Source organism: Bacillus sp. 5w2, assembly GCF_054353775.1.
Genome location: NZ_JBTIWT010000002.1, coordinates 162,059 through 186,935 on the forward strand (window position 1 = coordinate 162,059; position 24,877 = coordinate 186,935).

The window sequence follows — 24,877 nt, forward strand, 5'->3', positions numbered from 1 at the left end:
AGTGGGGACGATTTTAGACAAAATTGTAGACCAAAAGAAAAAGGAAGTTGAGGCATTATATGAAACCTATACACCAATAAAAGAAAGTAGAAAGACACATTCACTCGTAGAAGCATTACAGCAGTTTACTGTTATTGCCGAAGTAAAGCGAGCATCACCATCAAAAGGAGATATCAATTTACACGTTGATGTACGAAAACAAGTGAAAACATACGAAGATTGTGGCGCAGGAGCAATTTCTGTTTTAACAGATGGTCAATTTTTTAAAGGATCTTTTCATGATTTACAAACGGCAAGAGAAGAAAGTAGCATTCCGCTTTTATGCAAAGATTTCATAATTGATAAGATTCAAATTGATAGCGCATATGAAGCAGGAGCAGATATTATTTTACTAATCGTAGCGGCGTTAACGAAAGAGAAGTTAAAAGAGCTGTATAGCTACGTACTAGAAAAAGGATTAGAAGCAATTGTTGAAGTTCATGATGAACAGGAATTAGAAATTGCAATCCAATTAAATCCGCACGTTATCGGTATTAATAACCGTAATTTAAAAACATTTGAAGTCGATTTAAGCCAAACAGAAAAGCTTGGAAAACGATTAAATGAGGAGAAATTACTTTGGATTAGTGAGAGCGGGATTCATTCAAAGGAAGATATTATTCGCGTCAAACGAGCCGGAGCAAAAGGTGTATTAGTTGGAGAAGCACTTATGACATCATCTTCTATTCGTACCTTTTTTGAAGATTGTAAGGTGAACATATGAAAGTGAAAATTTGCGGGATTACTAATATGGAAACAGCAAAATGTGCTTGCGAATACGGAGCAGATGCACTCGGATTTGTTTTTGCAGAAAGTAAGCGAAAAATCACTCCAGGGCTAGCGAAAGAAATCATTCAGGAGCTTCCAGCAAATGTATTAAAAATCGGTGTTTTCGTAAATGAATCAGTAGAAGAGATACAGAAAATTGCAGATGAGTGCGGGTTAACGCATGTGCAACTACATGGGGATGAAGACAATCATCAAATCAGAAGATTGAATATTCTGTCTATAAAGGCTCTCGGAGTGACTTCGGAGGACGATATGAAAAATGCTCAAACATATGAAACGGATTATATATTGTTTGATAGCCCGAAAGAAAAGTTTCACGGAGGAAATGGAAAGAAATTTTCATGGGAACTACTTGTGCATATGCCAAAAGAGTTGCGAGAGAAAACGATATTAGCTGGTGGATTAAACGCTCTTAATATAGAAGAAGCGATTCGAACTATTCAGCCGTACATGGTCGATGTAAGTAGCGGAGTAGAGACAGAAGGAAAGAAAGATCTAAAGAAAATAAAACAATTTATTATAAAAGCGAAGGAGTGTTCCAAATGAATTACGCATATCCAGATGAAAAAGGTCACTACGGTATATACGGAGGACGATACGTTCCAGAAACGTTAATGCAATCTGTATTAGAACTAGAAGAAGCATATAAAGAAGCGATGCAAGATGAAGCGTTTCAAAAGGAATTACATCATTATTTAAAAACGTACGTAGGAAGAGAAACACCGCTTTATTTCGCTGAAAATATGACGAAGTATTGCGGCGGTGCAAAGATTTATTTAAAACGTGAAGATTTGAATCATACAGGAGCTCATAAAATTAACAATACAATCGGTCAGGCACTTCTTGCAGTACGAATGGGCAAGAAGAAAGTTGTCGCTGAAACAGGGGCTGGACAACACGGTGTTGCAACAGCTACTGTATGTGCTCTTCTCGGATTAGAATGCGTCATCTTTATGGGAGAAGAAGATGTGAGACGTCAAAAATTAAACGTGTTCCGAATGGAATTACTCGGAGCGAAAGTAGAAAGTGTAGCGGCAGGTAGCGGTACGTTAAAAGATGCGGTGAACGAGGCGCTTCGTTACTGGGTTTCACATGTGCATGATACGCACTACATTATGGGATCCGTTCTTGGACCGCATCCATTTCCGCAAATTGTTCGTGATTTTCAAAGTGTAATTGGGAAAGAAACGAAAAAACAGTATGAAGCGTTAGAAGGAAAGTTACCAGAAGCAGTCGTTGCTTGTATTGGTGGTGGGAGTAATGCGATGGGGATGTTTTATCCGTTCGTACACGATGAAGAAGTCGCTCTTTACGGCGTAGAAGCAGCTGGAAAAGGCGTTCATACAGAAAAGCATGCAGCTACTTTAACGAAAGGAAGCGTTGGCGTTTTACACGGATCGATGATGTATCTTCTGCAAAATGAAGAAGGACAAATTCAAGAAGCTCACTCTATTTCAGCAGGACTCGATTACCCGGGTGTTGGGCCAGAACATAGCTTGCTAAAAGATATTGGCCGCGTTTCTTATCATTCGATTACAGATGATGAAGCGTTAGAAGCATTTCAATTATTAACGAAAAAAGAAGGGATTATTCCAGCATTAGAAAGTTCACATGCTGTCGCATACGCATTAAAATTAGCACCGCAAATGAAGAAAGACGAAGGGCTTGTCATTTGTTTATCCGGCCGTGGTGATAAAGATGTAGAAAGTATAAAACGTTATATGGAAGAGGTGTAAAAAATGGGAGTAGAAAAAATTAAAGCAGCGTTTGAAAATGGTAAGAAAGCATTTATTCCGTACGTAATGGGCGGAGATGGTGGCCTTGAAAAATTAAAAGAAAGAATTTGTTTTCTAGATGAAGCAGGAGCGAGCATCGTTGAAATCGGCATTCCGTTTTCAGATCCAGTCGCAGACGGTCCAACGATTCAAAGAGCAGGGAAACGAGCGCTAGACAGCGGTGTAACAGTAAAAGGTATTTTTCAAGCATTAATAGAGGTAAGGAAAGAAGTACAAATTCCGTTTGTACTCATGACATATTTAAATCCAGTACTCGCATTCGGAAAAGAACGATTCATCGAAAACTGTATAGAAGCAGGTGTAGATGGCATCATCGTTCCAGACTTACCGTATGAAGAACAAGACATTATTGCGCCGTTTCTCCGAGAGGCAAATATTGCTTTAATTCCACTTGTAACTGTAACAAGTCCAATTGAGCGAATCGAAAAAATTACGAGTGAATCAGAAGGATTCGTCTACGCTGTTACAGTAGCGGGCGTAACAGGAGTACGTCAAAACTTTAAAGGTGAGATTCATAGTTACTTAGAAAAAGTAAAATCACATACGCATTTACCGGTAGTAGCAGGGTTCGGTATTTCAACAAAGGAACATGTAGAAGAAATGATTACAATATGTGACGGAGTTGTCGTTGGAAGTAAGGTCATTGAGCTGTTAGAAAATGAAAAACGCGAAGAAATATGTGAGTTAATACAGGTAACAAAACAAAAAGAAGAGGCATAAGTCTCTTCTTTTTGTTTTACGTAATAAATGTTAAAATATACAGAAAATACATATAACTTAGAGGGTGAGAAAGCATGCTAAGACGAAAACTACTATATCTTCTTTTAACCGTACCACTATACGCTTGGCTCATTAGCATGACGAAAATAGAGTTGATGGCTCTATTTTTAGGATATGTATTTATCTTTTCTAACTTAAATCGCATTCAAGAACAGTCTATTTTAGAAATATGTATATTTTCGATTAGTATAGAATTATTTAGTATCGTTTCGATTGTATTATTAAATGAATTATTCAGATGGATCCATTTATTTGAATTAATGAAATTTGGAAATGTTGTATTGCAAGTAATATGTGCTTATCTTGTGTTTGTTGTGTTAGACAAAATAGTCGGACAGCAGAGCGTTTTTCAGGATAATAGAAAATGGGAGTGAAAAGGAGCCGTTTGGCTTCTTTTTACAACTGTTGTAAAAACAATTGAAAATTATAACATCTGTTATATAATAGTTAAAAATTGTATTTTAAACGAAATGAGATGATAACATGGCCATATTGTTGGCACTTATCCCAATTATGATGATTTTCATTTGTTTATTTTTATTTAAACAAACGTCATTAAAGTCCTCATTAATTTCTTATGTGGTATCTGTTGGAATCGTTTTACTCTCGCCAACGTTTCAATTAGGGATAAGTGAAACTGTGCACGCAACGATTAAAGGATGGTTAATTTGTTTTATTGTCGGGTATGTTTTGTTTTTTGGTATTTTTTTATTTCACCTCATGAACAAAATGGGGTACATCGATCAAGTAGCACGTTTTCTAGAAGAAGTTACGCAGGATCGCTTATTACAAATGCTTCTTATGTGTTTTGGTATTTGTCCGCTGATTGAATCAGTAAGTGGATTCGGAATTGGCTTCATGGTTGCGGCACCTATTTTTCTTTCATTAGGCTATAAACCGTTTCAAGCTGTATTACTTTCATTTATCGGCTTACTAGCTAGCTCATGGGGCGCAATGGCAACAGGTACAATTATCGGTTCGCAGCTTATAAATATGCCGCTTACAATACTTGGAACAAATACCGCACTACTAAGCGTTCCAATGTTTGCTTATTTCGTCATTCTTTCTTTACACGTTGTTGGTGGTTGGCAGGCTGTTATTGAAAAGTGGAAAGAAGGATTCGGTTTCTTTCTATTATTTTCTCTCGGAATCTATCTTTCTAACGCATACGTAAGTGTGGAACTAGCCGGGATATTAAGTTCTATCGTTACCATTACATTTGGCTTTCTTATCATTAAATTAAAAGGAAAAAATGCGCAAAATCTAATGACAGAGCATGCGGCTGCAACGGAGAGAGAAGTGTCTATTATAAAAATTATTAGCCCTTATATATTTCTAACAGTTTGTATTTTACTTTCTCGCCTCGTTCCAGCATTGCATGATGTATTTAGATCATATGCCGTCCTTGATCTAAAATCATACTCTTACAAATTAGAAATGCTGTATTCACCAGGATTTTGGCTCGGTATGACATGCTTATTTACTATTATTTTCTTCCGCATTCCATCTCATATTATTAAACAATCACTCTCGCAAACGATAAAACAATGGATTCCATTTGCGATTACAACGACGATGTTTATCGCCATTTCAGAACTAATGGGTGCATCTGGTATGCATTCATTACTTGCAAAAGCAGCTGGTGAAACATTTGGAACGTTTTTCGTTTTCGTTGCTCCGTTCATCGGTGGAATCGGTGGCTTTTTAACAGGTAGTAACGCAGGATCAAATGCGATGTTTATAAAACTACAAATGCAAACGGCGCAAAACGTAGCCCTCCCGTGGCAATACGTCACAACACTGCAAAACACTGCATCGTCAGTAGCGACTATCGCTTGCCCGTCACGTATTACACTAGGTGCGTATTTATGTAACATCCCGTATCGTGAAAATGAACTATTAAAGAAGACGACGTTAATGATCTTTGGCGCGGTGTTGCTTGTAGTGGTAGAGGTTATTTTTTGGTATATGTTGAGAAATTAAAAATCCTCCTAGCATAGGAGGATTTTTTGTACGATTGGATAATGTTTTAAATATGAAAAGCTTCTACTAAGTCAACAACCCGCCACTTAACACCCTTACGGGTCGTTTGAAGTGGGGGCTTGCGTCTGTCGGAGTTCGACAGTGCTTCTACCCTCATAGAGAGCAACTACGCTTATTCCTACCCAGTAGTACGAACGAGCAATGCTCTCCTACCTTAGTATGGTGGAGCATAAGGACGGTTGACTTCGCCCCTACCACAAGAGCTATACTCCTGTGGTAACTACACTGATATGCTTAATTCCCTTACGGTGTAGATTCATCGCACCAATACGGTCATCATTTGATTGGTATTGGCAATTTTTACACTTAAAAGTGTGTAGCTTTTTATTACGATTCGCTTTTTCAATGTTTCCGCACTTAGGGCAAGTTTGGGAAGTATATTTGGGGTCTACCACAATTACCTTTTGTCCATTCAATTCAGCTTTATACTCAAGCATTTGACGGAACTGATAGAAAGCCCAAGATACAGAAACATAGCGGTTTTTCACTCGTACTTTCTCTGTCGCAGAACGAACCCCTGTTAAGTCTTCTAAAACAAACATAGTACCTCTAGGGTATGCCTCAACGAGTGCCTTTGTAATTTGATGGTTTACATCAGTTACATAACGGTTTTCTCTTGAGCCAATTTGTTTTATTTTCTTACGAGAAGATGGTGTTTGTCGTGTTTGTAATTGCTTACGAGTAGCTTTAAATTTACCACGCTTATGTTTAACAATATTTCCGTTGTAGAAGGTTGTTTTGCCCTGACTATCATAAGTGGTTGCAAGGAAGTTGATTCCTAAATCAACACCAACGATGTTGTTTACATCTGCGAAATCTAATGTTTGGTACTCTTTTGTCATCGGGATATGTAAGAACCACTTTTTGTACTTATGCACTAATTTAGCAGTACCAAATTTCCAAGTGCTGTTGAAGTATTTCTTCATAGCCTTACGCTCATAATTTAGTTTTAGGCGACCTTCAAGCGTGTTTACACTAAATTGGTTTTTGGTTAGTGAATAATCTCGATTCCAGACTAAATCATATTCTGCAAGTTTGAAGTCAATCAAAGACCATTCATGTCCATTTGATTTAGCCGACTTGTAACGAGCAATTACAGTTTTCATCACAGATTGAGCCATTTGACTTTTTAACCTAAATTGATTTCGCAAATCAGAATAATATAAGTTATTGAGATTTACTTGATTAAGGTTCTTTGTTTCAAATATGTGTTTTGATAACCAATTACAAGCCTTGCGGTAAGCGTTCGTTGTTATCTTTAGACTTTCAGCTTGATTATCGGAAACATGGATTTGTATTTTTGCAGTAATTGTAGGCATTATTTTCACCGCCTTTCACTAATTAAATTGTAACAGATTTTTAGTGAAAGCAAACAACTTAAGTAGAGAAAGTAGGAGGCAAGGTGGAAGTTTCAGATACTTGATATGGTACAGAATCTTACGATTTTTAACGTACCATACCGTATCTGCCGGCAATTCCTCCCCCACTTATCGTTGGGCTATCGCCCTTCACACGATTGAAGTAGGGGGTATCCTTGCCGATTTTAGATGAATAGGAGATGAAATGTATGCCCCTAAAAAACTACGGCGTGTTAAAAGGTACAGTTATACAATCAAAGATTGGAAAAGGGAAAACACCTCATTATCAAGTTCATTTACAAGGTGAAGCAGAAGTAGACTATCGTATTGCAATTAACGTGAAATCGCAAAGTTATCCGTCAGAAGTTTTATATTTTGCGAGTGATAATATCAGGTCAGAGGCGATTCATATTTTACCGACATTACCATTCGGTTTTACAGAAATAAAAAACAATGAACCGAAAGTAGCTTTAGACTACGTAAGAGGTAATGTATTTGATTCGCAGCAAATGATTCCTTTACCAGCTGAAAAAGCAGGAGTGGATAATGATTTAAATGAAAAAATAGAGCGTTATATAAAACGAGCGATAGAAGAAAAAGCAACTATTTACGCGTTTGGTGAAAGATGGGGACCAGAAGAAAATACACCTGATTCTTACTTTCATTTCGAACCAGGAAACGGTATACACGATATTCATATGAATCAAGGGAATGTAGAGAAATGGAAAGGTGATAATGGTATATGGCAAGACGGAGGAATACTCATTCATTTTGAAAAGGAAGAAGAATGGATCGGTATCTTTCTTGCCTTCCAATCACAGTCATGGTGTACCGATGAAGAGGGGCATGCTCGCGTTCCGGTTGAGCATTGTGATTATAAGAGGAATAATTGATAAGAAGAGGGCGTTCAAAACGAACGCCCTCCTCTTATTTTATAAAATCCAAGACTAACAAGTGTAGAAAGACAAGAGAACAGCAGAGCCACACTAGAAAACGCAATGAGGTACATATTATACTTCATCACTTTTCCAATGAGCTGGTTACTGTCGTACTGAAATAGTCCTGCTATTATGTTGAATAAAAATAAAACGATAAACATGACGATAACACCGTCTATCGATCCTTTAATATCTGGTTTACTTAAAGCGATATGTGCAGAAATACAAATGGCGATAAATAAAAATAGCCAAAAGGAAGGATTCAATAAATTACTTATTGTAAATAAGCTTTTCAATAATACAAACGTCGACAAGAGCATGTTTTGAACCATTTCTACATTAATAGAAGTAGAAGCGATTGTTTTTTCGAGAGCTGTATTAAATAAGAAATATGAATTTGGTACGAAATAGCGCATTAAAAGGATTAACGCAGTAATACCGGAAATAATAGGACCGATTCCAATGAAGAAGTTCCCAATTCGTTGATATACACTTTTTTGATTGTATTGATGTTGTACGTAGCCTAAAGCACCTTGACTTGTATCTGTTGGGAAAAACTGCGTTGCTACAATTTTATGACGAAATAGTACACACATAATGGCATGTCCAAGTTCGTGAATAGGAACACCAATCCACGCCGTTAAAAGGAATCCTTTTCTTCCGAAAGCTCTCGACCAATACAAGCGTGTGAGAGATTCTAAATAACCTAATAGCAATCCAATTACAATGATAACGCCAATTAAGGAAAATAATTGGATTATGCTTGTAAGGAGTATTTGAAAAATTGAGTTTACCACTTCCATTGTCTTTCATCCAATCTGTTAAAAATGTTATTTGTTCTGTTTCATAATAGCATTATTTTTCAAGAATGCTAGCATATATATTTTCTTTTGAAAGAAGGATTTCAGAATCTTTTTCTTGTAGTCATGTTTTATGTCCAAAGTCATATATTGAATTTGTAACACCCTATATGGTATATGCTTAAGGAGGGATGAGAGAATGAAATGTCCGTCATGTCATACAGAAAATGTAGCAGAGGCAAAGTTTTGCGGAAATTGTGGACACTCGTTAATGGAAGAAGTAGTGGCAAGTAGTGGTCAAGAAGAAGGGACGGAACTAGCGCGCACGGTACAAGCGAAGGAAACTCGACCAAATGAAACGGTAGAGCAAGCGAAGCGATTTGCGAGTGGGTATTTTCAGTTTTTTAAACATGCTTTCAAAGCACCGACAGCGATTATGAAAAGCGGCAAGGTTGAAGTACGAAATGGAATTGTAAGTCTTGTTCTTATTTGTTTTTTAGGAGCATGTATTTTTTATAGAATGATGAGTGCTGCTGCAGCTGTTACGAAAACATTTGCACCAGATATACCTACTCCTACATTCTTTTTGGACTCTGTAACGGTCTTTTTATTTTTACTAATTTTAACTTTATTTGTCGGATTTATTATTTTTGTAAGTGGGAAGATGATGAAATCATCGTTTTCGTTTCTTGAAGTATTTGGAATATGGGGAACGATAGCAACTCCGGCAATTGCTATATTAGTGCTTTCTTTTCTATTTAGTTTTTTATTAATCTTCTTCTTACCAATCTTATTAGGGCTAGCTACAACGTATATGGGAATTAGTATAATTGTAGCTACAGTAAAACTAGATAACGGTGGATTAGATCTTGTTTATACTCTTTTTATCGCAAATGTTTTCATCGGAATTGCAACGTTTATCGTGTTTTGGTCTTACATAAACACGATAATTCAAACCATTACTCAGGGATTAACTGGCCTCTAAAGAAAAGGTGGTTGAATGGATGAATGTATGTACAAAGTGTGGGACTCAGTTTGAAGACGGTGTGCAATTTTGTCAAAACTGCGGTCAGCAGAGGGAAAGTCTTGTAGTAAAGAAGAAAATGAGCAGCGGTACAAAAGTTGGCATTACACTCTTAACGTTACTTGTTGTAGTGATTGTTGGATTGTATTTGTACGGATCATCGTATTATAAGCAGGCGGCACAAGTAGACCGAATGATTACGATTTTACAAGAGAGGGACGGGGAGAAGTTAGCTAAAATCGTCACGACAGATGATCCATCAGTTATTGTAACGAGAGAGAGTTTAACTCCTCTATTTTCATATATAAAAGAAAATCCATCTTACGTGAGTGAATTGAAAGAATATTTGAGAAAAGGTGAAAAACAAGGGAGTGGAATCGAAAGAACAGATTTTTCGTTAACAAAAGACGGAAAGTATTTCTTTTTATTTGATCGGTATAAATTGAAAGCGAAGACGTACTATACAACTTTGCTTACAAATGAAAAAGGCGTAGCGTTAAAAATGAACGGAAAAGAAATTGATAAGTCAGATGATAAAAAGTTTGAGAAGCAATATGGACCTTTTCTCCCAGGAATTCAAGTGTTTCAATCAGAATATAAAAATGACTATGTAAAACTATCACGTGAAGAAAAGGTTGTACTTATGAAACAAGGTCAAAATAACGTAACGATAGATTTAACGTTGCAAGGGCAATATATTACAGTTCAAACGAACGCGCCTGGTGCAACATTATACGTGAACCAAAAACCAGTTACAGCGCTAGCTGGAGAAGAAATTAAGTGGGGACCGGTAGCAACTGATGGAAGTGCGACGATTTATTTAGAACGAAATGGAGAAAGTGGAAGGGAAACGACAAAGGTAGAAACGGTAACGGCACTTTCGTCTTATAATCTTCCATTCCAAAAGAAAAGTGCGGAAAAAACAGTTGTTTACAATGTTACTCCGCCGCCTACGACTCGGTATGTATATAATGGTTTCATCTTCCCGGATAGTGATATTCGAAAACTAACGAGTGCAGAATTAACATATTTATCGAAAGAACAGTTGAAAATTGCTAGAAATGAAATATACGCAAGACATGGACATATTTTTCAAACGAAAGATATGCAAGCGTACTTTTCAAAACAGTCTTGGTATAGAGAAAATCCGTATTTTTCAGGAACGTTAACCAATATTGAATCCTATAATGTGGAACTGATTAAAGCAAGAGAATAAACATGTGAAAAAGGTACAGTGCATAGCTGTACCTTTTCTATGGTTTTTTAGCTGAACCAGGATCCCTTGAAAAAAAGATATGAAAGAGGAATGTGACTTTACTTGCTTTTCCCGATGTACTAGCCTGTACGGCGGATAAAGAACTAGGTGATAAAGCTACTTCAGAATAGGGTGCTACGATTGTTTTGAGAGTATGATCTGACTCTCCTGATGTAGTAACCGTTATTGTATCTTGAGATAAGTTAATAACTTTAATAGTACCACTTGGAAATATGGACTTACCAGCATGTGAGGCTGAAGCGAAGCGAGTGCCTTTCCAAATATCTTGTGCGTAAGTATCATTGTCAGATGACCAAGCACGAGCGCTGTATATGGTTGCGTTAATGGAAAATTCTTGGTCAAGTGGCATGGCGGCTTTCGGTTCTTGCGGTTCCTCTGGAGTTTGAGCGAGAAGGCCAGCGCACATGTATATTTCACCTACTTTCAATTATTACTGTTATAGCATATTAAATATCTTGTTTATAAGACACGACGAATACCTATTTACACATAGTTTTGTGCAGCAAATTTGTAGATGAAATTCTCTTTCTTTACAATGGAGGTAGGTGTTGTTTTTATAAAATATGGAAATCGTAAAGAAGTATGTAAAAAAGAAGGAGTGGTAAAGTGAACTATGTCATTATTGGCGGAGATGCAGCTGGTATGAGTGCAGCTATGCAAATTGTTAGAAACGATGAAAATGCAAATGTTGTGACGTTAGAAAAAGGTGAAATTTATTCGTACGCGCAGTGTGGGTTACCATATGTCATTAGTGGTGCTATCGCTTCAACGGAAAAATTAATCGCGCGTAATGTAAAGACGTTTCGTGATAAATACGGAATTGATGCGAAAGTACGACATGAAGTAACGAAAGTAGATACGGAAAAGAAAATGGTGTACGCAGAACATACGGAGACGAAAGATGTTTTTGAATTTCCGTATGACCGTTTATTAATTGCGACTGGCGTACGCCCTGTTATGCCGGAATGGGAAGGACGCGAGTTACAAGGCGTTCATCTTTTGAAAACAATTCCTGATGCTGAGCGTATATTAAAAACGCTAGAAACGAATAAAGTAGAGGATGTAACCATCATTGGCGGCGGTGCAATTGGTCTAGAGATGGCGGAAACATTTGTAGAACTAGGAAAAAAAGTAAGAATGATTGAGCGAAATAATCATATCGGTACGATTTATGATGCTGATATGGCAGAGTATATACATAAAGAAGCAGATAAACATAATATTGAAATTTTAACGAATGAAAATGTAAAAGCGTTTAAAGGAAATGAAAGAGTGGAACAAATTGAAACGGATAAAGGAACGTATAAAGCGGATCTTGTTTTAGTATCGGTTGGAGTGAAGCCAAATAGTGATTTCCTTGAAGGAACGAATATACGTACAAATTATAAAGGAGCAATCGAAGTAAATGCATACATGCAAACGAATGTGCAAGACGTATATGCAGCTGGTGATTGCGCAACACATTACCATGTTATAAAGGAAATTCATGATCATATCCCGCTCGGAACGACTGCCAATAAACAAGGGCGACTTGCTGGACTGAATATGCTGGATAAACGAAGAGCGTTTAAAGGTACGCTAGGTACAGGCATTATTAAATTTATGGATTTGACGCTCGCAAGAACAGGCTTAAATGAAAAAGAAGCAAAAGAGCTACATATCCCGTATAAAACAGTCAAAGTAGACTCGACAAATATGGCGGGCTATTATCCAAATGCAAAACCACTTTACTTAAAATTACTATATCGTTCTGATACGAAACAATTATTAGGCGGACAAGTAATTGGAGAAGAAGGTGTAGATAAGCGAATAGATGTAATTGCAATGGCACTCTTCAATAAAATGAGTATTCACGATTTAGAAGATGTCGACTTAAGTTACGCACCACCATATAACAGCGTTTGGGATCCGATTCAGCAAGCGGCAAGGAGAGCGGAATAGCACTTTTTAAAGTGCTATTTTTTTCGTTAAAGGGGAATAATCATTTTTGTCGAATGAAGAGGATTGGGAAATAGTTACATATAGGGAAGGGGATCATTAAAAATGTTTGTAACACTTCAAATAGTTCAGGAATCAGAAAAAGAAATATTACGTAATTTGTATGCACTATATCTTCATGACCTCTCTACATTTACTCCTCATATAACGATGGGGGCAAATGGATTTTTTGAATACGAAGATTTGCATATGTTTTGGGTAAATGATGGAATAACTCCGTATTTTATTAAATGTGATAATGATATTGTAGGGTTTTTATTGCTACTGGAACGTCCATTTTTAAAAAAGGAAAATGACTTTGGTATTAATGATATTTTCATATTGAATCAATATAAGGGAAGAGGAATCGGAAAGAAGGTTATTAAAAATGTATTAGAAGAGAAAAGAGGACAATATTTCGTTATTGAACTTATAAAAAACGTACCAGCTGTTACGTTTTGGAAGAAAGTATATAGAGAGCTAAACATTGAATTTGATGAACGAAAACAAATAATTGATGATGAAGAGTGCCTTGTTCAAACGTTTAAAATATAATGAAATAGGTGCTCTTACTATATTACTTTGAAATGTAGCTTTATCCCAAATTAACGGCCCTTAAAAGCCCGATTGGTGAGGGCGGATAATCAGTTGGTGATGAAGAAAACCCCCACTGATTAAAGTTTCACTTTATTTTGAATATATCTTTCACCCTTGAAAACATAGTACTTATCGCTTATATTTTCATATAGTATTTATTTTTAAATAAAGCAATGAACGAACCAGGGGGCACAGTATGGCAATTAACATGAAAACAATCGAAGAATGGATTGCTGAATCAAACGCAAGACAGGAAGAAAACTTTGGAAACGTTGTTGAAGAGATGAAAGAAGTATGCGTTGGACTTGATAATGCGACATTAATTTATACGAAAAATGTATTTTGTTTCGGTAAGAAGGTAGAAGTATTGTTCTTTTTCCAAGACCATGTCGTAATTGGACAAGAAAGAGACGAATATATTGAAATTGAAAAATTAAAGTATGATGCTATTACACATAGTAATTTAAAAACAAATGATAAAAATACAACACTAGAATTAAAGTTTGCTAGCGGACAATCTATCGATTTAGATAGTTTAAATGATAACTACGGTACGAAAAACTGGTTATTTGCAAGACAAATTAAGAGTATTTTTAAATTAATCTAGTACAAAAAAGCAGACCGCAAAGGGTCTGCTTTTTACTTAACTCCTATTACACAAAGGCATCCTCTTTCTTCATAACATTTCACGTTTGTAAATCCTGTTTTATAAAATAGGTTTATTAATTCTTCATTCGTTTTACATTTCTCCATATGATATTGAATTTTGAAAGTTTCAGCCACTAATAAAAAGGATCCGTTCGGTTGTAGGACGCGAAATACTTCTTTTATATCTTGTTCCATATCAGGCCAAAAGTAGTGTGTTTGAAAAGCGGTAATGAGATCAAAGAAGTTCGTATGATAGGGAATAGAAGAAACGCTTGCTTGTTGAACAATTACTTTTTGGTTTTGAACATCTTTTATATTAGTCTGTATAGAATTTTTTACAGCTTGATCGGAGTAATCAATCCCATATATTTTCCCAAGTGGAGTTCGTTTTGAAAGAGTGTGTATCGTTTTACCTCCACCACAGCCGATATCTAATATGACTGCATCTGTCTTTATATGTATTTTTTGCAATCCCCAATTTGTTAGTCTCGTATGTGCAGTGTTCATAATACAAAGCATGGAGGAACCGATTGTCCCACGAGGATTTTTCGCTTGCTGAATTAATTGTTGTAAAATGCTCAAGTTAAACTCTCCTTTTATGTAAGAATATATACTTATTTCGCTTTTTATAAATTAAGTCCTTTAAAAAAAGCACGCCGTCTACCGGCGTGCTTCTAATTCCGCAAAGCTCCTTGTAACCAATTCCGCGCCCGATACGCTCCAACAGGAATTTGAATGAGAGACGTTTCATTTCCAGCATCTATCCCATACAATTGGTCGCATGAATTTGTATCAAAACTTAGTAATGGATGCCCGCCCATCCCCATCGTGGTTGCGGCGAAAACGAGTTTATGAACGAGTATGCCAGCTTCCATTTGGTGAATACGGTATCCTCTATAGCCTAATGCATGTGTATAGTAATCTTTCTTTCCGACTGCATGTAGGCAGAGCGGTACTTGAAAAAGATTTACGTTATCCATCGTCATACTAGATTGAAGGGGATAACGAAGGTCTCCGTATCGAAGTGGCTGTATGGAATGAGTTTTACTGTTATAAGCGTAAGCACCGTTTTCTATATCTTTTACGTTATAAATACATCCATATAATGAGACGCGTGCATTTTCATTTATATACTTCCCGTCAAGATCGTTGTAATAAGGGAAGGCGAGGCTCGCTTCTTGTAGTAAAGTAGCGAGCTCGGCTGCATCCCATTTCGTTAAAGTAAAGTCAGCGTCAGGGGAATACCGTTGTTTACAAAGTTGTAAGAAATCATAAGATAACCGCTCTACTTTCGGCAGTTGTACAGCGTGCGTGTTATGTTGATAGTGCTCTTCATGATGTAGTGTTTGGAAATGTGCCGTCGATTCGATCATAGAAGCTTCATTTATTTTTGTTATCATCGGATATTTCTCTACATGTTTTGAGCGAACGAAATGTTCATGTGCTAACGGCGGAATTTGCTGCAACAATTCATGAGAAGTAATTGTTTTATTTCCACGGTAATCATTGTGAAACCAAACAGTTTGCGGTTCCGTACTTAAAGGAACAACAGCATACACGCTTTCTTCGTCTTCTGAAAGTCCGAGTAAATGATTGATTGCACGGTCTAGAAATTGAAAATATACGCCATTTGTGTAGCTGAATTGCTTGGCACATTCAAGTAATTGTCCGATGAGAACACCGCTATCCAATCCTTGAAGGCGATACGAAAAGTTATTGTATTTAAAGAAGTTTTTCCAAAACATAGTGGATACAAATGCAGCACCAAAACAAGACTGTATGTTACAACGATTGCCAAGTGCTTCCGAAAGATAAGAATCGAAATTTCCTTCACGAAGTAAAACAAGCCGGTGATGCGCGGCATCGTAATGGTAAATACCGTCTGGGTAATCGTCAATCTTTAAATATATATACAATTCATTCGGATATAAAGCACCGCCTGACGGGATAGATCTTCGGAATAAAATTTTCTCGCTATTGAGCTGACATAATTGGGTTAAACCAAATGAGTGCCAAAGGTAATGACCAATCTCCTTTAAAGTAGGTGTAGTAGAAGAGTTAGGTAAAGATAATGGTATTTCTAAAGAGAGAGGAATTGCAGGTACATTTCGATATAATTTATAAGGAAGCGGTGCATCTGCCCAGTCCACTTCATGATTCGGCATAATTTCATCGATCGAAAAATGAAGATGATGTAAAAAAGTATCCAGCTGCATAGAATCCCCTCCTTTACTATGGAAACGGGTGCGGATGTGGATTTAATTGTTCATTCGTTAAAGGCTCAGCGCTATATCCAAGCGTCATCGGTACGGTATACACTCTATCTAGTCCTGTAACACGAGTGAGATGGTGACCGAACGTCATCGGTAGCATGCCTGGAATAATGACCTTTACACAATGCAATCCGTTCTTATCTATAAGAGAGACGGTTTGATCTACAACGACTACTTCAAGTCCAGATTGCTGCAGCCGGTTTAAAAGTTGATGAAGATCGGAGGTCAAATCAGGATTAAATGATTGCAACCCGTTCATTTCTTGGAACGTTTGCACAGGTGCATCGTCACGTAAAAGAAAGTGAAGCCGTTCTTCTGCTTCTTTCAATCCGTACAGCATACTATGGTCTTCCATTTTATTTACGAGATACGGATCTTGTAAGCAATTTTCGTAGTGCTCTCTTTTTTGCTCGAGTTCATCGTCTGTTATAAGTAACATGCCTGCTATTTCATGAATGGCACTCTTTAAAGCGCGGACTGGGTCTAAATGAGAGCCTCCTGCACAAACAACGTTCATTCCATTTGCACGCGTATTTTTCGCAATTACCCATAGGCTTGGGATGCCGTGTTCCATCGTTGCATTAAAAGCATGTAACTCATAACCAGTAATCGTGTACAGCCGCTGAATCATTAATTGTAATTCCGTATCATTTGCTGAACTCAGGTCAAGGCGAGGAAGAGGTAATTCCGCATACCAAGTGAGCAAAAAGGCGTCACGCTCTACAATTTCTAAAATGCCGTGAAAAATTGCTTCTTCTAAACTACCACCAATTGCACATCCATTTGATGTTTCATATACGAAGGCATCTCGATGACCAAGGCTATAATAGGCAACAGATTCAGGAACTAAAAGTGGCCGGTTTTGTGATAAAGAATATCCCCATACCCAGTTTTGTTCGTAGTCAGGATCAAACGGCTTAAACGGAAAACTATTACGATTATAATGTTCATTTGTATGCACACCGAGTGAGAGGGGATTCAGTGCATGATCCTCTAACTCACGAAAACTGCCGTGTACATTTGTCTTTTTCCCTCGAGGTGACATACCACAATATCGTTCTAAACCTTCTAAAATAGCAGTTGCTTCACTCATTGCAAATGAATGAGTTCGACCTGCAACCCCTTCATTTCCAAACATTAACGGCATGTTTATAATAACGTCAGCAAACGGTAATAAAGAATGCTGCATTTTTCCGTTCAACATACCGACCCGATAATCTAAATAATCTCTCGTTAAAAATGTATTTAGCTCATGAATCGAACGACAACGATACGTTGCATCACTTGTTTTTAAGCTCGGTTGTAATGAAATCGATGCTGCATCTGCCGTATCATCAGGCAAATTGCTACATACAGGGCAGAGGGGATCTGGAAGAAAAGAATGCCGCGTACATTGCAGTGTTTGTAAGTTTAGTAAAATGAGTTCATTTTCTAAAGAAGAATGGTTATGAGTTAAGATCTTCTCTGTTTCTGCACGAATAAGATGGCACATTTGTAACATACCATTTTGGGTGGCACGTACATCACGCCTTGTTACATTATCTGCCTTTAACGTATATTTCCGCTGTAGTTCCCACATTTCTTGTTGATCAAAGCCGGCGATAAAGCGGCGTCCATCAGAGCAGTTGGAACAGCCAGTTGTAAGAGGATGAATGTAAGGACCGATAATACCTTCACCAAATGAAGTGAATGCACGTAGCCATGGAATATGATTTGACCGAAACATTAGCTCGGCATCATGATGAATGGCAGAAGGAGAACCATCATGTAATACGAGAGCGAGGTCGATATTTTCAGGGAGTCCGTCTGTAATTGTATGTTGGCGAATGATGGAATATTGTTTGCATAATTGATCGTTTACATAGTCGGCAAGAAGGCCATCTCCTATAAGCAAAATATTTTGAGTCATAGACCGTCCTCCTTTGCAATTAATACCCCGTACACACCATCTAAGTTTTCTTTCAAAAATGATTCAATTGCTAAATCAAACACGAATGGATAAAAATTATGTTCTTCTAAATGTTGCAAGGCAAGCTGTAAAGATTGCACGCCTGGAATTTCTTTTTCCTCTTGTATTTCAACTCTAAAAGAATCAGTGTCATATAAAATAATTGATGATTCAGGCAAGATATTAGCTCTATAAGGAGTCTCTTCGTTTTGAATATGAAGAAGTGATAGTTGTAATGCGTTTCGTAGTGCTAACGTCATATTAATATTAGATGCACCGTACCATCGATCATTTATACCGACCCAAACGACTGGAAAGCTGAGAATTTCTTCACTCATCGCAATTTTAGGTGTTTCATGAATTGTAGAGAGGGCATCGTAATAAAATCTACAATGCTTATCATGAATTTCGGTTAAGTCGATTGTTGTAATTTCTTCTAACATATGTGAATGCCGTTCATACAATTTGTTATTTAAATGTTGTTGTAGCGCCCGGTATACACCTTCTGTCATCGTTTCTCCAGCACCGATACCGATATCGTTATGTTCAGGAATAAGGCGGTGCATAATTTCCGCTACATATGTTTCAATTCCTGCTAAACCAGCTTCTCGGCGCGCTTCATTATGAGTCAAACCAGCGCAAGTCATAAGAGGCAGGAGGGAAGCAGGACCATCTGTTAGTGGAGTAGCCACTTGAATATTGCATTGTGATAACGGTAATTGATATAAATCTTGTTCATCCCATAGATGGAATATACCGGCTTCTTTAGAAGTTAATGAATCGAAAAAACGGAATAAATCAGTTGAGGTATGTTGGTTGGACCGATGCTCAAGTTGTTCAGAAAGATTTTCTATCGTATCAATTGTAAAACTTTCATCAGTTGCAAGAGGGTGTTTTATAAAAGGATGCCATGTTCCTTCGAGTGTTTCATAATTTAATAAAAAGAATTGCGGTTCTTTTTCTCGGTAAGAATCATCAGCGACATGCTTAAATAATTCAAATACGATTATATTTGCTAACATTGCTGATGTAACTGCTGAAAATGATGCTGATGAATGTTCATTTTGTAAAGTCGTTTCATGTAGCCGATGCCATGCGGATTCCCAGCATTCTTCACGATTTGTCATTACGACAGGGCCAGCTATACCAATTGTTGATAAACAGACGGCTGGTATGAAGTTCTTTCCTGCTTCCTTGCAAATCGTGTGAACTGCTCTTAGGCCTTCAATATCTCCATTTTGGGAAACGTACAAAATCCAGTCGAAAGGCTCGAACACTTCATGCAGGGGACGATCAATTGTCGTATTTATTTCTTGAACAAGAACATGATCATCAACTTCATATGCAAGTTCTACCAGCTCATGAATGCGGTCGTAATTTGTTTCCGTATAATCTGTGACAAGGTAATGAAAGGTAGGTAATCCGGATTCTAATAAAGAAGAAGCTAAGGAAGTAAGCATATCTCCAGAACCAATTATAAGGACGTTTGTCGCACGATATGTTTCAAATTTTAGAGCGCCTGAATGAGAATCAGCTTCTAAAAATTCAATTTGTGAAGCGTATCTATCAAGTAATGCGCTATTCAATTCATGAGGGGCATCTTGACTTATATCACGAACGAAACCATTTTCATATAAAAGCTCTCCAATTTCAAATACACGATTTTGATAGGGGAGAGGGAGACCATCTGTTATTTCTGCTAAAGAATAATTACCGTTAAACATCGGCATTAGTTTTTCAATCCAGTTATAAATTCCATCACCGTCCATGCGGAATGAACTGGCGTTATTTCGAAAATAGACACCACCGTTTGAGTCGGGAAGAAAGAAAGTATCCTTATTTGCTTTCAGTTTTGCATGAATTGGAAGGTTACTCATTTTAATCCTCCTTACGTTTTAGGCATACATTATTAGCTTATGTCATGCAATTTGTCCCGTATGAACGCAATAAAAAAAGGCTGTAGAATGATTCATTCTACAGCCTGTAATAGATTATTAATCTATCAACCTTCTAATAATAATGATTTTGGATCTTCAAGCATATCTTTAACAGCAACAAGGAAGCTAACTGCTTCTTTACCATCAACAATACGGTGATCGTAAGATAGTGCAAGGTACATCATCGGGCGGTTTTCCATACGTTCTGCATCAATTGCAACTGGACGTACTTGGATTTTATGCATTCCTAAAATACCAACTTGTGGGCTGTTTAGGATTGGTGTTGACATTAGAGAACCGAATACCCCACCGTTTGTAATTGTAAATGTACCACCTTGTAGTTCTTTTAATGAAAGTTTGTTATCGCGTGCTTTCATACCTAAATTACGAATTTCACTTTCGATTTCAGCGAAGTTTAATTGGTTAGCATCGCGTACAACTGGAACAACTAATCCATCTGGAGCTGCTACTGCAATACCGATATCATAGAATTTTTTAATGATAAGCTCATCGCCTTGAATTTCAGCATTTAATAATGGGAATTGTTTTAATGCTGCAACAACTGCTTTTGTGAAGAATGACATAAAGCCAAGACGTACATCATGTTTTTTCTCGAAAGCATCTTTACGCTCTTTACGTAATTCCATGATTGCAGTCATATCAACTTCGTTAAATGTTGTTAACATTGCAGATGTTTGTTGAACTTCTACAAGACGTTTTGCAATTGTTTGACGGCGGCGGGACATTTTCACACGCTCAACTGGTTTTTCGAATTCCGTTTTTGCAACTGGAGCAGGAGCTGGACTTTTTGGAGCAGCTGGTGCTTCTTTTGGTGCTGCAGCATGAGCTTGTACATCGTGTGGTCTCACACGTCCAAGTGGATCTGTGCTACGTACGTCGTTTAAGTCGATTCCTAATTCACGAGCCATTTTTCTAGCAGCTGGTGATGCGATAGGACGGTTCGTATTTGGTAAACCTTGTAAAGTTGCAGTTTGCTCAGCATTTGGTGCCGCAGCTTTCGGTGCTTCAGCAGCCGTTTCTTGTTTTGGTTGCTCAGCAGGTGGTGCAGGTGTACTTACTGCAACTGGTGCTCCGTTTGCATCTAAAATTGCGATAGTTGCGCCAACTTCAACTGTATCCCCAGGTTCGCCTAGTAACTTCGATACAATACCTGAATCTTCTGCAATGATTTCTACATTGACTTTATCAGTTTCAAGCTCAACAACGCTGCCGCCTTTCTCAACTTTGTCGCCTACGTTGATAAGCCATTGTGAGATAGTTCCTTCAGTAATAGATTCTGCAAGCTCAGGTACTTTAATTTCGATCATTTTAAATGTCCTCCCCTTATTTGCCTAACGGTGTGTTTTTTCTTCTTTTGTCTTCGGTAATCTCCATTTGTTAGCCTGACCTTGGGCAGAATATCTGCCCAAGAACAAGCTAGAAACATTCATTGTTATTTTCAGTTGCTGAAAACTTCAATTTCTTGTTTATCTTGACGGAAGTTATACTTCACATCTAAAGCGTGTGCAACAATTAGTTCTTGCTCAGCTTTGTGAGCGAATGGATCGCCGCCAGATGGACTAGAGCGATCTGGGCGTCCAATGTAACCTGTCTTCACTTTATCTCCAGCAAGTTCAAACAGAATTGGAGCCATATAATGCCATGCGCCCATATTACGAGGTTCCTCTTGAACCCAAATAATTTCTTCTAAGTTTTTAAAGCGTTTAATAATAGATTGAACTTTCTCAGCAGGGAATGGGTACAGCTGTTCAATACGAACGACATGAACTTCATCTAAGTTGTACTCATGTTTACCAGACTCAATTTCTGCTGCTAAGTCAATCGCCATTTTACCTGTGCTTAAAACAAGACGTTTTACTTTAGTTGGTTTTGTACCAAGGTTTTCTTGTTCTAGAGCAGGTTGGAAACGTCCTTCGCTTAACTGACTAGCAGTTGAAAGCGTAAGTGGGTGACGTAATAAACTCTTCGGCGTCATCAATACTAATGGTCGAACAGCTTCTGTTCCTAAGATAGATGCTTGACGACGTAAAATATGGAAGTATTGTGCCGCACTCGTTAAGTTTGCAACTGTCCAGTTATTCTCAGCAGCTAACTGTAAGAAACGCTCTGGACGTGCACTAGAGTGCTCTGGTCCTTGACCTTCATAACCGTGTGGTAATAGAAGAACTAAACCAGATTTTTGACCCCATTTTGCTCTTCCTGCTGAAACATATTGATCAAATAATGCTTGCGCAGTATTTGAGAAGTCACCATATTGCGCTTCCCACATAACAAGAGTTTCTGGAGCGAATACGTTATAACCATACTCGTAACCAACAACAGCAGCTTCTGATAACGGACTGTTATGAACAGAGAATGAAGCATTAATGTTCGGTAAGCGATGTAATGGTGAATATGTTTCATTTGTATCAGTATCGTGTAATACGATATGACGGTGTGCGAATGTACCACGCTGTGAATCTTGACCAGTTAAACGAATTGGCGTACCTTCTTGTAAAATGGAAGCGAATGCTAATGACTCAGCAAGTGCCCATTCAATTTTACCGTTCTCTTCAAGAGCATCTTTACGGCGTTCAAGAATTTTCTTCACTTTCGGATATACGTTAAAGCCTTCTGGCCAAGATAGTAAACCTTCATTAATTGCACGAAGTGAGTCAATCTCAACACCAGTATCAATTGGTTGAATGCCTTTTGCAACAACATCTGGCACTTTAACGTGAATTGTTGCATCGCTCGTATCAGCTGGCGGTACTTGTGCATAGTCAGATTTTAATTGCTCTTGTATAAACTGTGTAATTGTTTCAACCTCATCTGCATTTAGAACGCCAGCAGCTTGTAATTGATCTGCATAAATTGCTCTTACAGTTGGGTGATTTTTAATCTTTTTGTATACTTGTGGTTGTGTAACTGCTGGGTCATCCATTTCATTATGACCGTAGCGGCGGTAACCAATTAAATCGATTAAGAAATCTTTTTTGAACAACATGCGATATTGGATAGCCAAGTTAGCAGCAGCAAGACAAGCTTCCGGATCATCAGCGTTCACGTGAACGATCGGAATATCGAAACCTTTTGCAAGGTCACTTGAATATTTTGTAGAACGAGAATCATAGCTATCAGTCGTAAAACCAACTGCATTGTTAGCGATAACATGGATTGTTCCGCCTGTTTGGTACGCGTTCAATCTGCTTAAGTTCAATGTTTCAGATACAATACCTTGACCAGGGAATGCAGCATCACCATGAACTAAAATTACGAATGATTTTGAAGTATCTTGTTCTGGAAGACCAGATTTTTTACGATTCTCTTGAGCCGCACGTGCGAAACCTTCCACAACAGGGTTAACGAACTCAAGGTGACTCGGGTTATTTGCTAATGTAACGCGAGTGCTAACTTCTTCGTTACTAACGACTTGTTCTCTACCTAAGTGGTATTTTACGTCGCCAGTCCAGCCAGAGTTTGCCACTGCGCCTTCTATTTTTGCATGTTTGAACTCAGCAAACATGTGACTATATGGTTTTTCTAATACGTGTGCAAGTACGCTTAGACGACCGCGGTGAGCCATACCAATCATGACATCTTCAACGCCGCCCTTGGCACCTTCTAGAACAATTTCATCTAGAACGGGTACAAGCATATCAACGCCCTCGATAGAGAAACGCTTTTGCCCAACGAATGTTTTATGCAAGAATTGCTCGAAACCTTCAACAGCTGTTAAACGTTTTAAAAGAGCAGTTCGTTTTTTATTTGATAGTGGTTGACGCAATGAATTTGATTCCACCATTTGATGCAACCACGCGCGTTCTTCACTATCTTGTATATGAGAAAATTCATAAGCTAAAGATTTTGTATAAACGTCTTTTAATCTATGAATTACATCAAGTGCAGTGTGAATACCTTCTGGTGCATCTTGCCATACTGTTTTAGCTGGAATTGCTTTCAAATCAGCATCGCTCAGTTCGTTCATTGCTTTCTCAAGAAGAGATTGTCCATTTGCAGCATCTTCCATCGGGTTGATGTGAGCCAACGTATGCCCGAAAGAACGAATCTGTTCCACAAGTTGAACGACTTTAAGAATTTTTTCAATGTTCCCTGTGTTTTGAGGAGAAAAATGTGTTGCTGTGTTGTCCCCTGTTACGACATCATCTTGAAACGAAGGAGCTCCAAAAATTTCAAAAAGCTCTTGTAATTCCGGATCAACAGAACCTGCTCCAGTTACGTAAAGATCATACTGTTCAATCACATAACCAAGGTTCGGACCGTGGAACTTGGCCCAAGGGTTTGTCGTTGTATTCTTCCTCGTCATTTGTTTAAACCTCCCAATGCATATAATCCTTTTCCTTACAAAAGGTGCATTTTGCTCTTTTCAATAATTGATGAATCAATAATCAATGTAAATGTTTTCTTTACTCTTATGTTATTACAATAATTTACATAATACCAAACACTATTACTTATCTGTTTTGTAAAAAAACATTCACAATAACTTATCACCCAAGTTAATCTTTCATGTTATAAAGTAATTTTACAGAAAAATGGGGTGGATATATTTGGTATACCTATACGAATAACTAAAATTGTTGCATGTAAATATAAGTATAATAGTAAGAATGTTTCGATAAAAATAAGTTCG

The 24,877-nt window shown here is 37.7% G+C and carries 21 protein-coding genes; 12 read left to right on the top strand and 9 right to left on the bottom strand.

Annotated features, from left to right (window positions below; all coding sequences use genetic code 11):
• The first annotated feature begins 1 nt into the window (after nucleotide 1).
• The 6 genes from trpC to ACXY7N_RS05095 all read left to right on the top strand — a co-directional run bounded on the left by trpC (nucleotide 2) and on the right by ACXY7N_RS05095 (nucleotide 5,387).
• A complete protein-coding gene (gene trpC / locus ACXY7N_RS05070; RefSeq protein ID WP_016088850.1) occupies nucleotides 2-763 on the top strand; it encodes an indole-3-glycerol phosphate synthase TrpC in 762 nt (253 codons plus the stop codon).
• Complete coding sequence (locus ACXY7N_RS05075) at nucleotides 760-1,374, top strand: phosphoribosylanthranilate isomerase (protein WP_488592311.1); 615 nt, start codon at nucleotides 760-762, stop codon at nucleotides 1,372-1,374. Before trpC ends, ACXY7N_RS05075 begins: the two co-directional genes overlap by 4 nt.
• The gene (gene trpB, locus ACXY7N_RS05080) at nucleotides 1,371-2,564 is read left to right on the top strand and encodes a tryptophan synthase subunit beta (protein WP_016088848.1); all 1,194 of its coding nucleotides are present in this window, start codon (nucleotides 1,371-1,373) and stop codon (nucleotides 2,562-2,564) included. The genes ACXY7N_RS05075 and trpB overlap by 4 nt, the downstream gene beginning before the upstream one ends.
• A 3-nt stretch (nucleotides 2,565-2,567) precedes the next feature.
• Entirely contained in the window at nucleotides 2,568-3,344 is a 777-nt protein-coding gene (trpA, locus tag ACXY7N_RS05085; protein ID WP_098560793.1) for a tryptophan synthase subunit alpha, read from the top strand.
• A 74-nt stretch (nucleotides 3,345-3,418) separates the two neighbouring features.
• Nucleotides 3,419-3,778, top strand: a complete 360-nt coding sequence (locus ACXY7N_RS05090) for a DUF4029 domain-containing protein (protein WP_016088846.1) — start codon at nucleotides 3,419-3,421, stop codon at nucleotides 3,776-3,778.
• Between the two features lie 109 nt (nucleotides 3,779-3,887).
• Nucleotides 3,888-5,387, top strand: coding sequence for an L-lactate permease (locus tag ACXY7N_RS05095; protein ID WP_016088845.1), 1,500 nt, complete (start codon nucleotides 3,888-3,890; stop codon nucleotides 5,385-5,387).
• Nucleotides 5,388-5,650: 263 nt separating this feature from the next.
• Here ACXY7N_RS05095 and ACXY7N_RS05100 read toward each other — a convergent pair whose 3' ends face one another.
• The gene (locus ACXY7N_RS05100; RefSeq protein ID WP_001142359.1) at nucleotides 5,651-6,766 is read right to left on the bottom strand and encodes an RNA-guided endonuclease InsQ/TnpB family protein; all 1,116 of its coding nucleotides are present in this window, start codon (nucleotides 6,764-6,766) and stop codon (nucleotides 5,651-5,653) included.
• 248 nt (nucleotides 6,767-7,014) lie between these two features.
• Between ACXY7N_RS05100 and ACXY7N_RS05105 the strand changes: the two genes are divergently transcribed.
• Nucleotides 7,015-7,698 carry a DUF2278 family protein gene (locus ACXY7N_RS05105; RefSeq protein WP_016088843.1) on the top strand — a complete coding sequence of 228 codons (684 nt, stop codon included), beginning with the start codon at nucleotides 7,015-7,017 and terminating at the stop codon, nucleotides 7,696-7,698.
• A gap of 14 nt (nucleotides 7,699-7,712) precedes the next feature.
• Here ACXY7N_RS05105 and ACXY7N_RS05110 read toward each other — a convergent pair whose 3' ends face one another.
• The gene (locus ACXY7N_RS05110) at nucleotides 7,713-8,546 is read right to left on the bottom strand and encodes a hypothetical protein (RefSeq protein WP_116363186.1); all 834 of its coding nucleotides are present in this window, start codon (nucleotides 8,544-8,546) and stop codon (nucleotides 7,713-7,715) included.
• Between the two features lie 196 nt (nucleotides 8,547-8,742).
• Here ACXY7N_RS05110 and ACXY7N_RS05115 point away from each other — a divergent pair, with 196 nt between their 5' ends.
• Together ACXY7N_RS05115 and ACXY7N_RS05120 are read left to right on the top strand one after the other, a co-directional pair.
• Nucleotides 8,743-9,528 (top strand): zinc ribbon domain-containing protein, encoded by a 786-nt coding sequence (locus tag ACXY7N_RS05115; protein ID WP_016088841.1) that lies wholly within the window; start codon nucleotides 8,743-8,745, stop codon nucleotides 9,526-9,528.
• A 19-nt stretch (nucleotides 9,529-9,547) separates the two neighbouring features.
• Nucleotides 9,548-10,783 carry a TcaA 3rd/4th domain-containing protein gene (locus ACXY7N_RS05120; RefSeq protein WP_098885270.1) on the top strand — a complete coding sequence of 412 codons (1,236 nt, stop codon included), beginning with the start codon at nucleotides 9,548-9,550 and terminating at the stop codon, nucleotides 10,781-10,783.
• Between the two features lie 37 nt (nucleotides 10,784-10,820).
• On the opposite strand, the gene ACXY7N_RS05125 is transcribed toward ACXY7N_RS05120, so the two are convergent.
• Nucleotides 10,821-11,249, bottom strand: a complete 429-nt coding sequence (locus ACXY7N_RS05125) for a hypothetical protein (protein ID WP_016088839.1) — start codon at nucleotides 11,247-11,249, stop codon at nucleotides 10,821-10,823.
• A gap of 200 nt (nucleotides 11,250-11,449) precedes the next feature.
• On the opposite strand from ACXY7N_RS05125, the gene ACXY7N_RS05130 reads away from it, so the two are divergent.
• The 3 genes from ACXY7N_RS05130 to ACXY7N_RS05140 all read left to right on the top strand — a co-directional run bounded on the left by ACXY7N_RS05130 (nucleotide 11,450) and on the right by ACXY7N_RS05140 (nucleotide 14,024).
• The gene (locus ACXY7N_RS05130) at nucleotides 11,450-12,784 is read left to right on the top strand and encodes an FAD-dependent oxidoreductase (protein ID WP_016133924.1); all 1,335 of its coding nucleotides are present in this window, start codon (nucleotides 11,450-11,452) and stop codon (nucleotides 12,782-12,784) included.
• A gap of 102 nt (nucleotides 12,785-12,886) precedes the next feature.
• Nucleotides 12,887-13,375 carry a GNAT family N-acetyltransferase gene (locus ACXY7N_RS05135; protein WP_016133925.1) on the top strand — a complete coding sequence of 163 codons (489 nt, stop codon included), beginning with the start codon at nucleotides 12,887-12,889 and terminating at the stop codon, nucleotides 13,373-13,375.
• Between the two features lie 238 nt (nucleotides 13,376-13,613).
• The gene (locus ACXY7N_RS05140) at nucleotides 13,614-14,024 is read left to right on the top strand and encodes a DUF3908 family protein (protein ID WP_016133926.1); all 411 of its coding nucleotides are present in this window, start codon (nucleotides 13,614-13,616) and stop codon (nucleotides 14,022-14,024) included.
• A 32-nt stretch (nucleotides 14,025-14,056) separates the two neighbouring features.
• On the opposite strand, the gene ACXY7N_RS05145 is transcribed toward ACXY7N_RS05140, so the two are convergent.
• The 6 genes from ACXY7N_RS05145 to odhA form a co-directional block, all read right to left on the bottom strand.
• Nucleotides 14,057-14,647, bottom strand: a complete 591-nt coding sequence (locus tag ACXY7N_RS05145; RefSeq protein WP_088083440.1) for a class I SAM-dependent methyltransferase — start codon at nucleotides 14,645-14,647, stop codon at nucleotides 14,057-14,059.
• Between the two features lie 92 nt (nucleotides 14,648-14,739).
• A complete protein-coding gene (locus ACXY7N_RS05150; RefSeq protein ID WP_116363185.1) occupies nucleotides 14,740-16,281 on the bottom strand; it encodes a SagB family peptide dehydrogenase in 1,542 nt (513 codons plus the stop codon).
• Between the two features lie 16 nt (nucleotides 16,282-16,297).
• Nucleotides 16,298-18,247, bottom strand: a complete 1,950-nt coding sequence (locus tag ACXY7N_RS05155; RefSeq protein WP_016088833.1) for a TOMM precursor leader peptide-binding protein — start codon at nucleotides 18,245-18,247, stop codon at nucleotides 16,298-16,300.
• Nucleotides 18,244-20,163 (bottom strand): putative thiazole-containing bacteriocin maturation protein, encoded by a 1,920-nt coding sequence (locus tag ACXY7N_RS05160; RefSeq protein ID WP_016088832.1) that lies wholly within the window; start codon nucleotides 20,161-20,163, stop codon nucleotides 18,244-18,246. Before ACXY7N_RS05160 ends, ACXY7N_RS05155 begins: the two co-directional genes overlap by 4 nt.
• A 125-nt stretch (nucleotides 20,164-20,288) precedes the next feature.
• A complete protein-coding gene (gene odhB, locus ACXY7N_RS05165) occupies nucleotides 20,289-21,551 on the bottom strand; it encodes a 2-oxoglutarate dehydrogenase complex dihydrolipoyllysine-residue succinyltransferase (protein WP_016088831.1) in 1,263 nt (420 codons plus the stop codon).
• Between the two features lie 131 nt (nucleotides 21,552-21,682).
• Nucleotides 21,683-24,550 (bottom strand): 2-oxoglutarate dehydrogenase E1 component, encoded by a 2,868-nt coding sequence (odhA, locus tag ACXY7N_RS05170; RefSeq protein ID WP_016088830.1) that lies wholly within the window; start codon nucleotides 24,548-24,550, stop codon nucleotides 21,683-21,685.
• Between the last annotated feature and the right edge of the window lie 327 nt (nucleotides 24,551-24,877).

Coding starts and splice junctions, on each gene's coding strand:
- ACXY7N_RS05075 (WP_488592311.1), top strand. CDS start 760: ATGAAAGTGAAAATTTGCGGGATTACTAATATGGAAACAGCAAAATGT.
- trpB (WP_016088848.1), top strand. CDS start 1,371: ATGAATTACGCATATCCAGATGAAAAAGGTCACTACGGTATATACGGA.
- trpA (WP_098560793.1), top strand. CDS start 2,568: ATGGGAGTAGAAAAAATTAAAGCAGCGTTTGAAAATGGTAAGAAAGCA.
- ACXY7N_RS05090 (WP_016088846.1), top strand. CDS start 3,419: ATGCTAAGACGAAAACTACTATATCTTCTTTTAACCGTACCACTATAC.
- ACXY7N_RS05095 (WP_016088845.1), top strand. CDS start 3,888: ATGGCCATATTGTTGGCACTTATCCCAATTATGATGATTTTCATTTGT.
- ACXY7N_RS05100 (WP_001142359.1), bottom strand. CDS start 6,766: ATGCCTACAATTACTGCAAAAATACAAATCCATGTTTCCGATAATCAA.
- ACXY7N_RS05105 (WP_016088843.1), top strand. CDS start 7,015: ATGCCCCTAAAAAACTACGGCGTGTTAAAAGGTACAGTTATACAATCA.
- ACXY7N_RS05110 (WP_116363186.1), bottom strand. CDS start 8,546: ATGGAAGTGGTAAACTCAATTTTTCAAATACTCCTTACAAGCATAATC.
- ACXY7N_RS05115 (WP_016088841.1), top strand. CDS start 8,743: ATGAAATGTCCGTCATGTCATACAGAAAATGTAGCAGAGGCAAAGTTT.
- ACXY7N_RS05120 (WP_098885270.1), top strand. CDS start 9,548: ATGAATGTATGTACAAAGTGTGGGACTCAGTTTGAAGACGGTGTGCAA.
- ACXY7N_RS05125 (WP_016088839.1), bottom strand. CDS start 11,249: ATGTGCGCTGGCCTTCTCGCTCAAACTCCAGAGGAACCGCAAGAACCG.
- ACXY7N_RS05135 (WP_016133925.1), top strand. CDS start 12,887: ATGTTTGTAACACTTCAAATAGTTCAGGAATCAGAAAAAGAAATATTA.
- ACXY7N_RS05140 (WP_016133926.1), top strand. CDS start 13,614: ATGGCAATTAACATGAAAACAATCGAAGAATGGATTGCTGAATCAAAC.
- ACXY7N_RS05150 (WP_116363185.1), bottom strand. CDS start 16,281: ATGCAGCTGGATACTTTTTTACATCATCTTCATTTTTCGATCGATGAA.
- ACXY7N_RS05155 (WP_016088833.1), bottom strand. CDS start 18,247: ATGACTCAAAATATTTTGCTTATAGGAGATGGCCTTCTTGCCGACTAT.
- ACXY7N_RS05160 (WP_016088832.1), bottom strand. CDS start 20,163: ATGAGTAACCTTCCAATTCATGCAAAACTGAAAGCAAATAAGGATACT.
- odhB (WP_016088831.1), bottom strand. CDS start 21,551: ATGATCGAAATTAAAGTACCTGAGCTTGCAGAATCTATTACTGAAGGA.
- odhA (WP_016088830.1), bottom strand. CDS start 24,550: ATGACGAGGAAGAATACAACGACAAACCCTTGGGCCAAGTTCCACGGT.